The following is a 13,206-nucleotide window of genomic DNA, read 5'->3' on the forward strand; positions in this document are numbered from 1 at the left end:
CCCGCCGCTCCGACCGCCACCTCACGCCGACGAAGACGATCCCGGCGAGCACGATGTGCACGAGCACCAGCGCGATCGCGTCGGGCTCCACGAACGCGACGTCCCAGCCCGACGACGCCCAGCTCTGACCGCCCAGCAGGATGCGGGTCACCGTGAGCTGCGTCCAGTGGAACGCCATCGCGACGAGGAGCGCGCCCTCCATCGGGACCCGCCGCGCGGCGACGAGCGCGAGGCCGAACAGCGCGAGCTGGAGCACGTACGCGATCGCGTCGTTCCCGGCGGGCACCGGCGTGAAGGCGCCGGTGTCGGACCCCGCGATCGTGAGCGCGATCCAGCGGCCGGACTCGATCACGATGCCGATCGCCGGGAAGAGGGCGGTGGTCACGAGCGTGGCGACGACGAGGCCGGTGCCGTCGCGGAGGTTCGTCCACATGTACCCGCGGAGGGCGAGCTCCTCGGGGATCGCCTCGTAGAGCGCGAGGACGACGCCGTTGAGGAGGAGGAAGCCGGCGAACGCGGCGAGGTCGACGCCGTCGACGCGGATCCAGCCGAGGAGGCCGGCCGGGACCCAGACGACCGCGCCCGTCACCGCCCCCACCCCGACGCCGAGCGCGATCGGCCGCCCGATCCGCCGCGACAGGCCGAGGCTCGCGAGGCTCCGGCGGTCGAGCCGCCGCCGCAGGAGGACGACGGCGGGCACGACGAGCGCCGACATGAGCACGGCCTGCAGCACGGCCTTCGCGAGCCGGCCGGCGCCCGTCGCCTGCACCAGCGCGTCCGCGATCCCGATGGCGAGGCCGAGCCCCGCCCCGAGCGCGACCCAGGCGAGGAGCGCGACCGCGGCGGCGGGGACGATCCAGCCCCGGGCCTGCCCGTTGACGGCCTGGTTGGCCCAGCCGACGAGCGGCACGGAGTACCAGACCTCGCCCTGGATCTGCCCGGGCGTCACCGGCAGCGAGTCCGGCGACGCGTTGTTGTCGCCCTGGAAGGTGAAGGACCGCGAGCCGTCGGAGGCGGACGAGACCGCCGTGATGCGGTGCGTGATGACGGCGGGATCGCCCGAGCGGATCTGGTACGTCGCGACGTCGCCGACCTCGAGGGCGTCGGTGTCCACCGGCCGCACGACGATGAGGGTGCCGGGCGGCAGGGTCGGCTCCATCGACTGCGTGAGGATCGTGAGCGGCACGGACCCGGTGGCCTTCGGCACCACGAGCAGCACGCCCGCGAGGGCGACGACCAGGAGGAGGATCCCGACGCTGAGGCCCATCCCCGCGGAGCGCAGCAGCTGCGCGACGGCGCCGCGGGACCGCGTGCCGGCCTCGGGCTGCACGGGCGCGGCGTCGTCGGCGGGGCGATCGGCGTCATCGGCGGTGCCGTCGGCCTGCCGCGGGCGGCGGATGCGGGGGAGGAGGGGGCTCATTCTCGTGTCGTCCGGCTCGGTTCGGGTGGGTCAGGCGCAGCGGAAGCCGCGGGCGCCGCTCTGGGTGATGGCCGTGATGGTGCCGCCGGCGACCTGGCCGACGCTCCGGTCGTTCGCGTCGAGGCGGTCGATGCGCACCTTCACGGGACCGTCGGCGGCGAGCGTCGCGGGCACCTCGGCAGCGCTGATGGTGGCCTTGCCGTAGTAGCCCTGCGACTTGGCGATGGTCGTGCCGTTCACGATGACCGCGTACCAGGTCTCGAGCGGGGCCTTCGTCACGTCCCAGCCGACGATGACGTACCAGTTCCCGTCGGTCGGCTGGCAGCTGAAGCCGCCGGTGACGGCGGGGGCGGGGGTCGTCTGCCGGGCGGCGGCGGTGTCGCGGCCGGTCCAGCTGCCGGAGCCGAGCACGGTGGTGAGCGTCGCGGTGAGGCCGGCGGCGCCCGTCGGGAACGCGGTCGCGGTCGTGCGCACGCACCAGGTGACGGCCTGGCCGGCGGACAGGGTGCCGGACAGGGCGGGCGGCACGATCCAGTTGCCCGTGGCGGCGTCCGAGCCGGGCGCGGTGGTGGCGGTGCAGGTCGAGCCGGTCGCGGTCCAGGCCACGACGCGCACGTTGCGGGCGAGGTACTGGTCGTCGGCCGTGGTGAAGGCCGCCGTCATGGTGCCCGTCCACGCCGCGCGGGTCGACCCGGTGTTGGTGACGAGGACCGCGGCCGTGCGGCTGGGGCTCGGCGCGGTGCCCTCGCCGGCGAGCCGGTCGAAGCCCGCCTCGGTGACCGCGACCGTCGCGCTCTGCACGTTCGCGCCCGTCGTGACGGTCGAGGCCCAGAGCGCGTGGCCGGCGGTGCCGCCGATGCCGACGAGGAGCACGGTGACGCCGACGAGGAGCGCGGCGTGGACGCGGCCCGGCCGGCGCGCGGCGCGGGGCCGACGGCCGCTCACGGCTGCACCTGCGTGCCGATGACGGCGAAGGTCAGCTGGGCGGTGGCGCCCTGCACGGACTGCGGGGCGTCCTGGTCGAGCACTACCTCGGTGCACACGACGGCGGAGGCGCCCGGCTGGATGCGGGTGAAGGAGCCGGTGGTGGTCAGCTGCCCGGGGCGGCCGGACCAGGTGGTGGCGCCGGAGACGCAGGCGGCGGGGGAGGCGACGGGTCCGAGGCGCACCGACAGCTCGCCGGGGAAGGCGGTGTTCGAGGAGGTGCCTCGGGCGGATACGGCCACGTCCAAGGCTACCGTCCCGGTGTTCCGCGCGGTGAAGGTGCCGAGGGCGCCCTGGCCGGGGAGGAGGCGGGAGACGTCGAGGGCGGACTGCTGCGTGATGACGAGGCCGCTCGTGCCGCTGGAGACGCTCGCGGGCTGCGTGCTCGCCGTGCCGTTCCAGAGCGCGTAGCTGCCGCCGGTCGCGGTGAGCGAGGCGACGACGACGGCGGAGAGGAGGCCCGTGGTGAGCCAGGCGGCGCGGAGGGGGCTGCGGCGGACGGGCCGGGCGGAGCGGCGACCGCGTGCGGGACGCGGGGCGCGGGCCTCGTTCCTCGGCATGTCGTCCTCGTTCCGGATCGTGGTGCGGGTAGTGCGGGTGGAGCCCCCTCCCCGCGGGCGTCGTCACCGCGGGGAGGGGAGTGCGGGACTAGATCGTGCGCTGCGTGAGCGTGAAGGCGAGCTTGTCGAACGAGAGCGTGCCGTTCTGGCCGGTCGTCGCGGTCGAGGGGAAGGTGACCGTGAGGACCACGTTGACCTTGGACGCGGCGGTCGAGGGCTTGACCGTGAAGGTGTTCGCGGCGGTGCCGGCCGTGATGCTGGCGTCGGTCGAGGTCACGTCGAGCTTGGTGGTGACGGCGGCCTTCAGCGCGGCGTCGCCCGTGATGGAGAGCGGGTTGTAGGTGAGGTCGGCCGCGAGCGCGTCGCCGGTCGCCGTGACCGTGAGGGCGCTCTTGTACTGCAGGACGTTGCCCGGGACGATGCGGTAGGTCGCGGGGTCGATGACCTTGCTGCCGCCGTTGGTGATGTCGGTCCAGATGCCCGTGGTGTCGGCGGCGAGGGCCAGGTTGCCGGAGGAGACGGAGGAGGCCGCGACGGTGGCGTTGGCGTTCCACAGCGCGAAGCTGCCGGCGCCGCCGAGGAGGAGGACGATTCCAGCGGCACCTGCGACGGCACCGGAGACGATCTTGTTCATGGGGAGTTCCTGTTCTCGTACGCGGTGTGCCGCGCAGGCTCTGGGGGAGGCGGCGGGTGGGTTGCCCGCCGGTCGTCTCCGGTCCCGCGGCGGCGCCTCGTCGGCGTTCCCGCGGTGCCGACCGGTGTTCCTTCGACGATCACCACTCTGACGGAGCGGTCTCAAGCCACCTGCTGGGGATCCGCAAGTCCCGATGAGCTTTCCCGCAAGCCCGTCCCGGCTTCGGCTCAAGGGCGCCGCGGGAGCACGCGCGAGGGTGCGGCGCGGAGCCCGCGGTCTAGGCTCGGGCCACGGCTCTCACCCGACGCCGAGCGAGGAGCGCGGCGCATGGCCTCCCCCCACCCCGCCCGGCGGTCCCCGGTGGACGCGCGCCGGCGGCGCGGCGCCACGCGCGCGCAGATCCCGTTCCTCCTCAGCTGCGCGGTCGTCGCGGTCATCGTCGCCGTGGTGGAGCCCGAGGTCCAGGGCGACCCGGCGTACGTGGCCGCGCTCGCGCTGGTGGTGGTCGGATCCGCGCTCGGCGCCGTCATCGCGGCCAGCCGCCTCCCGTCCGCGGTCATCATCGCCGTGCCCGCCCTCGACCTCCTCGCGGTGGCCGCCCTCCGCGACGCGACGGCGGCGTCCCTGCCGGCCGCGTCCCTGCTCGTCATCTTCCCGCTGCTCTGGCTCGTCTTCGGCTTCCCGTGGGGCGGGGTGCCCGTCGCGGTGGCGGGGGCGCTCGTCATCTCCTTCCTCCCGGTCCTCCGCGACGGCGGCCTCCCCGCGACGCGCGCCGGCTGGGCCGACCTCCTGGGCGGCCTCCTCCTCACCTCCCTGCTGGTCGCCGCCGCCGCGCAGGCCGCCGCCACGCAGCGGCGCGACCGGCGCGAGCTCGCGGAGGCGACGGCCGCGCAGGCGCGGCTGCTCGAGGAGTCCCGCGAGCAGACGGCCGCGATCCGCGACGTGGCGGACGCCGTCGACGTCGGCATCGTCTTCTTCGACGCGGACGACCGGCCCGTGATCCGCAACGCCGCCGTGCGCGCGCTCCTCGACATCGCGGGCTACGACCACGCGACCGGCCGGGCCACGGCCGTGTTCGGATCCGACCGGGTCACGCCCGTCGCGCGCGACGGGAAGCTGCTGCTGGAGGCGCTGTACGCCGACAAGGTCCACGGCCCCGTCTACTGGGTGGGGGAGCCGGGCGACCAGCGCGCCCTGGTGCTCTCCGTCCGCGCCATCGGGCGCCGCGCGGGTCAGCGCACGGGCACCGTCCTCGCCGCCTACGACGTGACCGACCTCGCCCAGGCCGTCCAGGTGCGCGACGAGTTCCTCGCGACCGTCTCGCACGAGCTGCGGACGCCGCTCACGAGCATCGTCGGCTACCTCGACCTCCTGGACGAGCTCCACGATCCCGCGGAGCTCGGCATCGCGGACGAGCTGGCGGTCATCCAACGGAACGTCGACCAGCTCTCGGCCATCATCGGCTCCCTCCTCGCGGGCGCGGACGCGGCGCCCGTCCTCCGGCGCGGCCCGGTGGACCTCACGGCCCTCGTGCGGGCGGTCGTCGACCCGGCCGCCGTGCGCGCGGCCGAGCGCGGGCTCGTGCTCGACGCGCGCCTGGAGCCCGGGATCGTGCTGGACGGCGACGGGGAGCGCCTCGTCCAGGTCGTGGAGGCGCTCGTCGCCAACGCCGTGCTGTTCACCCCGGCGGGCCGGATCGACGTGGTCCTCGCCCGGGAGGGCGCGGAGGCCGTGCTCTCGGTCGTCGACACGGGCGTCGGCCTCAGCGAGGAGGACCAGCGTCACGCCTTCGACCGCTTCTTCCGCGCGCGGTCGGCGCGCGACGGCGCGGTCCCGGGGCTCGGCCTCGGGCTCTCCATCGCCGAGCGGACCGTCACGGCGCACGGCGGCGCGATGCGGATCGCGAGCCGCCTCGGGCACGGGACGCGCGTGGTGGCGACCCTCCCGCTGGCCGTCCCCGCCGCCCTGCCGCGGGCCTGACGACGGGCGACCACCTACCCCTCCCCATAGCGGAAGGCAAGCGCCGGGCACGAATCGGCTGATCGCGGGGCCCCCGCCTAGACTCACCCGGTCGCTCGCGGGACCCCCGCGGACGGCGCCCGACATCCGAGCCTCCAGGAGCCCATCCCCTCCATGACCTCCACGCGAACGTCCGCAGCACGCCTCCTCGACAGGCTCCTCCCGGGTCGACGACCCGGCCCCGACGGCACCCGGCCCCCGCGCCGCGACCACTCCGACCACCGTCTCCTCGAGGCCCGCTTCACCGGGTCCGTCGACCTGTACGAGCCCGAGCACCCGCGGATCGACCGCCTGGTCTTCGGCGTCACGGCCGTCCTCGCGGTCGGCTTCGTGGTCTGGGGCATCGTCAGCACCGACGGGCTCGCCTCCATCTCGGGCGCGGCGCAGAGCTGGGTCATCGAGAAGACCGGCTGGCTGTTCGTGCTCGCCGCGAGCTTCTTCGTGATCTTCGTCATCTGGCTGGCCGCCAGCCGCTACGGGCGCATCAAGCTCGGCGCGGACGACGAGAAGCCGCAGTTCAGGACGGTGTCGTGGATCGCGATGATGTTCAGCGCCGGCATGGGCATCGGCCTCATGTTCTTCGGCGCCGCGGAGCCCCTCAGCTTCTTCGTCTCCCCGCCGCCCGGCACCACGCAGCCGGAGTCGGAGGCCGCCATCCGCACGGCCATGGCCACCGCGATGTTCCACTGGGGCCTGCACCCGTGGGCGATCTACGCGGTCGCCGGCATCGCCATCGGCTACGGCACGTTCCGGAAGGGACGCAAGCAGCTCTTCTCCTCCATCTTCCAGCCGCTGCTCGGCACGAAGCGCACCGAGGGCTGGGCGGGCCGCGTGATCGACATGCTCGCCATCTTCGCCACGCTGTTCGGCTCCGCCGCGTCCCTCGGGATCGGCGCGACCCAGATCGGCGCGGGCCTGGAGTTCAACGGCTGGGTCGACGAGGCCACGGCGCCGCTGCTCATCGGCATCATCGTCGTGCTCACGATCGCGTTCATCTTCTCCGCCGTCTCGGGCATCGCCCGGGGCATCCAGTGGCTGTCGAACATCAACATGGTGCTGGCCGTCGTCCTGGCGGTCTTCGTGTTCGTCGTCGGCCCGACGCTGCTCATCCTCAACCTCATCCCCGCGACCCTCGGCGCGTACCTCGGCGACATGACCGAGATGGCGTCGCGCACCGCGGCGACCGGCGGCGACGAGATGAGCGCCTGGCTCTCCAGCTGGACGGTCTTCTACTGGGCCTGGTGGATCTCGTGGACGCCGTTCGTCGGCATGTTCATCGCGCGCATCAGCCGCGGCCGCACCATCCGCGAGTTCGTGGTCGGCGTGCTCCTCGCGCCGAGCCTCGTCGCGCTCGTCTGGTTCTCCATCTTCGGCGGCTCCGCGATCCACGCGCAGCAGACCGACGGCGACATGACCATCGACGGCGCCGTGGTGTCCGACTCCACCCTGTTCCAGCTGCTGGAGCACTACCCGCTCGCGAGCGTCAGCACCGTGCTCGTCATGCTGCTCGTCGCCATCTTCTTCGTCTCGGGCGCCGACTCGGCGTCCATCGTGATGGGGACGCTGTCGCAGCGCGGGGCCCTGCACCCGAGCCGCAAGGTGGTCGTGTTCTGGGGCGTCGTCATGGGCGCGGTCGCCGCGATCATGCTCGCCATCGGCGGGGGAGGCACGGAGGCCCTGACCGGCTTGCAGAACCTCACGGTCGTGGCGTCGCTCCCGTTCGTGATCGTCATGCTGGTCGCCTGCTACGCGCTGTGGAGCGAGCTGCGCACGGATCCGCTCATCGTGCGCCGCCAGGTCGCGGTCGAGATGATGCGCGACGCGGTCGTCCACGGCGTCGAGCAGCACGGCGACCACTTCCAGCTCTCGGTCGACGCGATCGACCCGGAGGTGGCCGAGCACCGCGAGCCCCTCGGGGACGAGGACGAGGCCCGGCGCTCCTGACGCCGCCGCCCGTCCGACGACCGAGCCGACCCGCGCCCCGCGCGCGGGTCGGCTCCGTCGTCCCCGGTGGCCGTGCGCGTCGCCGCTGGCGGTGCGCGTCCCGGCCGCCCTGCGCGTCCGGTGCCCCGCGGCCCCTCGCGGGGTGCCCGCGTCGGTAGGGTGACCATGATGACGTCCTCCACCCCCGCCTCCGCACCCGCACCCTCACCCGCCGACGGGTCCGGACGCCGCGCCGCCGTCGTCTACAACCCCGTCAAGGTCGACCTCGCGTCCCTGAAGGCGAAGGTCGCGCACGCGGCCGACGTCGCGGGATGGGAGGAGACGCTCTGGTTCGAGACCAGCGTCGACGACCCGGGCCGCGGCGCAGCCGAGGAGGCGCTGTCCCACGACGTCGACATGGTCATCGCGGCCGGCGGCGACGGGACCGTCCGCGCGGTCGCCGAGGGCATGTCCGGGTCCGGCGTCTCGCTCGGCCTCCTGCCCTCGGGCACGGGCAACCTCCTCGCCCGCAACCTCAAGCTCACGCTCAACGACGTCGAGCACTCGCTGCAGGCCGCGTTCTCCGGCCACGACCGGAAGGTCGACCTCGCCGACATCGAGATCCTGCGCGAGGACGAGACGCGCGACAAGCACGTCTTCGTCGTCATGGCGGGCGTCGGCATCGACGCGAAGATGCTCGCGAACACCGACTCGGAGCTGAAGAAGAGGGTCGGCTGGCTCGCCTACGTCGACGCCATCTTCAAGGCGCTCCGCGACCGCGACCAGCTGCGGCTGCGCTACCGCATCGACGGACGCAGCACCCACCGCCGTCGGGCGCACACGCTCATCGTGGGCAACTGCGGCTCGCTGCCCGCCAACATCCTGCTGCTGCCGGACGCCGCGGTCGACGACGGCATCCTCGACGTGGTGCTCATGCGCCCTGAGGGGCTCTTCGGCTGGATCCAGATCTGGGTCAAGGTCGCGTGGGAGAACGGCGTCGTCCGTCGCACCGCCGCGGGCCGCCGCCTCATGGGGCCCGAGAAGGAGGTCCGCGCCCTCGAGTACCGCACGGCCGAGGAGGTCGTGGTGCGGCTCGAGAAGGAGGAGGACATCGAGCTCGACGGCGACCCGTTCGGCAAGGCCGTGGGCTTCAAGATCCAGGTGCTGCCCGGCGGGCTCACCGTGCGGGTGCCGCAGGACGCCTGACCCGGCGCGGGCGCCTGTCGGCCGTGCATGGCAGGGTCGCCCCATGATCCGCACCCTCGCCGTCTCCGGCTACCGCTCCGTCCGCGACCTGGCGCTGCCCCTTACGGGCCTCGACGTCGTCACGGGCGCCAACGGCAGCGGCAAGTCCAACGTGTACCGGGCGCTCCGCCTCATCGCCGACATGGCCCAGGGCGGGGCGGTCGGCGCGCTCGCCCGCGAGGGCGGCCTCGAGGCCGTCCTGTGGGCGGGGCCCGAGGGGCTCAGCCGCGCCATGCGCGACGGCGACCACGAGGTCCAGGGCACCATGCGGAAGGGCCCCATCGCGCTGCGGCTCGGCTTCGCGGGCGATGACCTCGGCTACCTCGTGGACCTCGGCATCCCGCAGCGCGACCCCTCGGCCCGCCCGCCGACCATGTTCGGGCGGGATCCGGAGATCAAGCGCGAGCTGCTGTTCAGCGGTCCCATGGCCCGGCCGCGCTCGCTCGTGCTGGAGCGCCGGTGGCAGGACGTGCGCGTCCGCGACGAGGCCGACGGCTGGATGCACGTGCCCGCCATGGTGCCGCCGCACCTCAGCGTGCTCAGCGAGGTGGCCGACGCCGTCACGAGCCCCGAGGCGATGATCCTGCGCCGCCGCATGAGCGGCTGGCGGTTCTACGACCACCTCCGCACGGATGCCGACGCCCCCGCGCGCCGGCCGCGGGTCGGCACGCGCACGCCCGTGCTCGCGAGCGACGGCTCCGACCTCGCGGCCGCCGTGCAGACCATCCGGGAGTGGGGCGACGGCGCGGCGCTCGACGCCCTGGTCGACCGGGCGTTCCCGGGCTCCTCCGTCGTCGTCCGCTCGCAGGACGGCGTGCTGTCGCTCGGCCTCCGGCAGCCCGGCATCCTGCGCGTGCTCGACGCCGCCGAGCTGTCGGACGGCACGCTGCGGATGCTCATGCTGACGGCCGCCCTCCTCACGACGGCCCCGCCCGAGCTCATGGTGCTCAACGAGCCGGAGACGAGCCTCCACCAGGACCTCCTGCCGGCGCTCGGCGAGCTCATCGCGGAGGCGTCGCGGAACGTGCAGATCCTCGTGGTCACCCACGCGCCGGGCCTCGCCGCCGCCGTGGCGGAGCACGCCGAGGCGGGCGAGCTGGTGCTGGAGAAGCCGTTCGGGGAGACGCGCCTCCGCGGGCAGGGGCTCCTCAGCGCGCCGTCGTGGGACTGGGGCTCGAGGTAGCGTCCACGGTCCTCCTTCCACCCGGCGCCTGCGCGAGCGCAGCGGGGGCTCCCGCACGGGCGTCGAGGCCGGTCACGACGACGACGCCCCCTGTCCGCCGCCCGGGAGGGCGGCGCGCAGGGGGCGTCGGGTGGGACGGGAGCGGGATCAGCGCCCGAACGCCGCCGAGGCGGGGCAGTCGAACGGGTCGCCGCCGGCCGACAGGCCCACGCGGTTGAGGTAGGCGACGACGATGCCGTACGAGGCCAGCAGCGTGGTCTCCGTGTAGGGGATCGAGTGCGTGGCGCAGTACTCCTTGGCGATGACCTGGGCCCGCTTGAGCGCCGGGCGCGGCATGTTCGGGAACAGGTGGTGCTCGATCTGGTAGTTGAGGCCGCCCATGTAGATGTCGGTCAGCCACGTGCTCTTGATGTTGCGCGACGTGAGCACCTGGCGGCGGAGGAAGTCGACCTTGGAGTCCTTCGGCAGGACGGGCATGCCCTTGTGGTTCGGGGCGAACGAGGCGCCCATGTACACGCCGAAGACCGCGAGCTGCACGCCGACGAAGGCGAAGGCCATGCCGACGGGGAGGAAGAAGAAGACGACCGCGAGGTACGCGATGATGCGCGTGGAGAGCATGGAGATCTCGAGCCAGCGCTTGTCGACCTTGCCACGGCCGAAGACGGTGCGGAAGCCGTGGACGTGCAGGTTGAGGCCCTCGAACATGAGGATGGGGAAGAAGGCGTAGCCCTGGTGGCGGGTGAACCAGCCGTAGACGCCCTTCGCGCGCGCCGCGTCCTCCGGGGTGAAGGAGATGACGTCGCGCTCGATGTCCGGGTCCTTGCCGAGGACGTTCGGGTTGGCGTGGTGACGGGAGTGCTTGGTCATCCACCAGGAGTAGCTGATGCCGACGAAGAGGTTGGCGAGCGTGCGGCCCGCGATGTCGTTGGCCTTGCCCGACTCGAACACCTGGCGGTGCGAGGCCTCGTGGGCGAGGAAGGCGAACTGGGTGAAGATGATGCCGAGCCCTGCGGCGATGAGGAGCTGGAACCAGCTGTCGCCGAGGAGCACGAAGCCCGCGCCCAGCCCGACGAGGGCCGTGGTGATGCCGGCGAACATGAGCACGTAGAAGCCGACGCGGCGGTTCAGGAGACCCGCGTCGCGGACCGTGTTCAGCAGGCCCGAGTACTCGGTGGTGGGGTTGGCCCCGCCGCCGCGCTTGGGTCGGGTCAGCACGATTCGGGGGGCTGAGGTGGTGTCTGTCATGGTCAGCTCGTTCGTCCGTGGCCTCTCGGCCAGGTGGAGCGGACCGCCCTCGGCGAGCCGCTGTCTGTCGACGTCGTGTCGGGACACGACGCAGGCGGCCGGGGATCTGGGGCAACCAGGACTCACACTCCCACAGCCGCTCCCGCATCGCACCAGGGAGACTCACAGCGCGGGCGGCGTGTCGCTGTCGATCCGCGACAGGGCCCCGTCCTGCCGCGGGTTACGGGCTGCTGGGCGGCTACGGCACGATGACCGCGCGGCCACGGACGCGGCCCGCGGCCAGCGCCGCGTAGGCGTCCGGGGCATCGTCGAGCGAGTACCGCTGCGTCTCGACGGTCACCTGGCCGGAGCGCGCGAGGTCGAGGACCTCGATGAGCTCGGAGCGGCTGCCCCAGTAGGGGATGCGCACGGCGGCGTCGAACGCGATGCGCCCGAAGCCGAGCTCGACGGACCCGCCGCCGATCCCGACGATCGTGACGTCGCCTCCGGCCTCGACCACCTGCACGGCGGTGGCCATCGTCGGCGCGGCGCCGACGAAGTCGAACACCGCCTGCACGCCGCGCCCGCCCGTGATGGCGCGGATGCCGTCGGCGGCGTCGGCGTCGCTGATGACGGTGTGGTGCGCGCCCACGTGCCGGGCCAGCTCGAGCTTCTCGTCGTCCACGTCGAGGGCGATGACGGTCGCGCCGCTCAGGGCGCGGAGGATCTGGATGCCGACGTGCCCGAGGCCGCCCGTGCCGATGACGACGGCGGTGGTGCCGGCGCCGAGCTTCGGGAGGGACGTCTTGATGGCGTGGTAGGGGGTGAGGCCGGCGTCGGTGAGGGAGACGTTCGCGACGGGGTCGAGGTCGCCGAGCGGGACCAGATGGCGGGGGTCGTCGACGATCATGTACTCCGCCATCGCGCCGGGGGCGCCGAGCCCGGGAGGCTGGATCCCCTCGGCGGCGGCGTTCTCGCAGTGGTTCTCGCGGCCCTCGGCGCAGGCGTGGCAGCGTCCGCAGCCCCAGGGCCCGTAGACGGCGACGGCGTCCCCGACGGACAGGTGCTCGACGCCGGCGCCGAGCTCCTCGACGACGCCCGCGCCCTCGTGGCCGAGCGTCAGGGGGAGCGGATAGCCGGCGGCGCGGTACTCCTCCTCCGACAGGCCCATGACGTACTCGTCGGAGTGGCAGACGCCGGCGGCGGTGATGCGGAGGAGGACCTGGCCGGGGCCGGGCGTCGGCTTCTCGATCTCGACGACCTCGGGGTGGGATCCGATGCGGGTGTACTGGAGTGCCTTCATCCACCCACCGTATTCGTCATGTGAGGGAACGTCCGCGCGTGTCGCCGCACCCGCGACGGACGGCGTTCAGGGGAGGCGGCTGCCGTGCGGCGGCGCCGGGGGAGGTGGTGCCGGCGGGCGCTCGGACTCGGGCAGGGCGAGCTCCGCGTCCGCGGCGTCGCGGAGGAGCGCCATGGGGCCGGCCGTGCGCGCCGACGTCCAGAGCCCGGAGACGGAGAGGAGCGCGTAGACCGGGAGGAACCAGCCGAGCATCCCGATGTCCCGGGTGACGGCGTAGGCCGGGGCGCCGAGCAGCACGAGCACGCCCATGACGACGGCGCCCGGCACGCCGACCGCGGCCGAGGCGATGGCGCGGCGGGACTCGGTCGCGACGCGCTCCGCGGTCCCGGGCTCGAGCGTCACCCGCCCGCGGGCGTCCACGGCGCGGTCGAGGAGCGCGGAGTCGCGCCAGGACGGGTGCGACCCGGTGACGGACGGGTGGCGGCGGATCGCGCGCGTGAGCCAGACCGACACCGGGATGATCGCGACGGCGGCGCCGACCATGATCCCGAGCAGCACGGCGGCCGCCGCCGACGTCGCCTCGCCGTCCGCGCGCGCGAGCACGGGCTGGATCAGCAGGGCCATCGCGGTGCCCGCCACGACGCCGGCGCCGAGCGCCAGGAGCCGGCGGCGCGGGGTCACGACCTCGGCGATCCACGCGACGAGCGCCCG

At 73.8% G+C, this 13,206-nt stretch carries 11 protein-coding genes; 4 read left to right on the forward strand and 7 right to left on the reverse strand.

The window, feature by feature from the left end:
* The 4 genes from Q6969_RS06955 to Q6969_RS06970 all read right to left on the reverse strand — a co-directional run.
* Positions 1–1,420 (reverse strand): signal peptidase I (locus Q6969_RS06955; protein ID WP_317229778.1); only part of this gene is annotated, 1,420 nt, incomplete at its 3' end.
* Between the two features lie 30 nt (positions 1,421–1,450).
* Entirely contained in the window at positions 1,451–2,365 is a 915-nt protein-coding gene (locus Q6969_RS06960) for a hypothetical protein (protein ID WP_317229779.1), read from the reverse strand.
* The gene (locus tag Q6969_RS06965; RefSeq protein ID WP_317229780.1) at positions 2,362–2,964 is read right to left on the reverse strand and encodes a TasA family protein; all 603 of its coding nucleotides are present in this window, start codon (positions 2,962–2,964) and stop codon (positions 2,362–2,364) included. The genes Q6969_RS06960 and Q6969_RS06965 overlap by 4 nt, the downstream gene beginning before the upstream one ends.
* Before the next feature lie 88 nt (positions 2,965–3,052).
* Entirely contained in the window at positions 3,053–3,598 is a 546-nt protein-coding gene (locus tag Q6969_RS06970) for an alternate-type signal peptide domain-containing protein (protein ID WP_317229781.1), read from the reverse strand.
* A gap of 327 nt (positions 3,599–3,925) precedes the next feature.
* Here Q6969_RS06970 and Q6969_RS06975 point away from each other — a divergent pair, with 327 nt between their 5' ends.
* From Q6969_RS06975 to Q6969_RS06990, 4 genes are all read left to right on the forward strand, one after another.
* Positions 3,926–5,578: a HAMP domain-containing sensor histidine kinase gene (locus tag Q6969_RS06975; RefSeq protein WP_317229782.1), complete on the forward strand. Its 1,653-nt coding sequence runs from the start codon at positions 3,926–3,928 to the stop codon at positions 5,576–5,578.
* A 153-nt stretch (positions 5,579–5,731) separates the two neighbouring features.
* Positions 5,732–7,561 carry a BCCT family transporter gene (locus tag Q6969_RS06980; RefSeq protein WP_317229783.1) on the forward strand — a complete coding sequence of 610 codons (1,830 nt, stop codon included), beginning with the start codon at positions 5,732–5,734 and terminating at the stop codon, positions 7,559–7,561.
* Between the two features lie 168 nt (positions 7,562–7,729).
* Entirely contained in the window at positions 7,730–8,746 is a 1,017-nt protein-coding gene (locus tag Q6969_RS06985) for a diacylglycerol kinase family protein (RefSeq protein ID WP_317229788.1), read from the forward strand.
* Positions 8,747–8,789: 43 nt separating this feature from the next.
* Positions 8,790–9,968 (forward strand): AAA family ATPase, encoded by a 1,179-nt coding sequence (locus tag Q6969_RS06990; protein WP_317229784.1) that lies wholly within the window; start codon positions 8,790–8,792, stop codon positions 9,966–9,968.
* A 147-nt stretch (positions 9,969–10,115) separates the two neighbouring features.
* On the opposite strand, the gene Q6969_RS06995 is transcribed toward Q6969_RS06990, so the two are convergent.
* The 3 genes from Q6969_RS06995 to Q6969_RS07005 form a co-directional block, all read right to left on the reverse strand.
* On the reverse strand, positions 10,116–11,213 hold the full coding sequence (locus Q6969_RS06995) for an acyl-CoA desaturase (protein ID WP_317229785.1): 1,098 nt from the start codon (positions 11,211–11,213) through the stop codon (positions 10,116–10,118).
* A gap of 238 nt (positions 11,214–11,451) precedes the next feature.
* Positions 11,452–12,495, reverse strand: a complete 1,044-nt coding sequence (locus Q6969_RS07000; protein ID WP_317229786.1) for an NAD(P)-dependent alcohol dehydrogenase — start codon at positions 12,493–12,495, stop codon at positions 11,452–11,454.
* A gap of 66 nt (positions 12,496–12,561) precedes the next feature.
* The coding region (locus tag Q6969_RS07005; protein ID WP_317229787.1) for a hypothetical protein at positions 12,562–13,206 on the reverse strand (645 nt) is incomplete at its 5' end.

It is taken from the genome of Clavibacter sp. MX14-G9D (assembly GCF_032917815.1).
GTDB lineage: Bacteria > Actinomycetota > Actinomycetes > Actinomycetales > Microbacteriaceae > Clavibacter > Clavibacter michiganensis_K.

Excerpts from the sequence above, each read along its gene's own strand:
- Q6969_RS06965 (WP_317229780.1), bottom strand. The coding sequence starts at position 2,964 with ATGCCGAGGAACGAGGCCCGCGCCCCGCGTCCCGCACGCGGTCGCCGC.
- Q6969_RS06970 (WP_317229781.1), bottom strand. The coding sequence starts at position 3,598 with ATGAACAAGATCGTCTCCGGTGCCGTCGCAGGTGCCGCTGGAATCGTC.
- Q6969_RS06975 (WP_317229782.1), top strand. The coding sequence starts at position 3,926 with ATGGCCTCCCCCCACCCCGCCCGGCGGTCCCCGGTGGACGCGCGCCGG.
- Q6969_RS06980 (WP_317229783.1), top strand. The coding sequence starts at position 5,732 with ATGACCTCCACGCGAACGTCCGCAGCACGCCTCCTCGACAGGCTCCTC.
- Q6969_RS06985 (WP_317229788.1), top strand. The coding sequence starts at position 7,730 with ATGACGTCCTCCACCCCCGCCTCCGCACCCGCACCCTCACCCGCCGAC.
- Q6969_RS06990 (WP_317229784.1), top strand. The coding sequence starts at position 8,790 with ATGATCCGCACCCTCGCCGTCTCCGGCTACCGCTCCGTCCGCGACCTG.
- Q6969_RS06995 (WP_317229785.1), bottom strand. The coding sequence starts at position 11,213 with ATGACAGACACCACCTCAGCCCCCCGAATCGTGCTGACCCGACCCAAG.
- Q6969_RS07000 (WP_317229786.1), bottom strand. The coding sequence starts at position 12,495 with ATGAAGGCACTCCAGTACACCCGCATCGGATCCCACCCCGAGGTCGTC.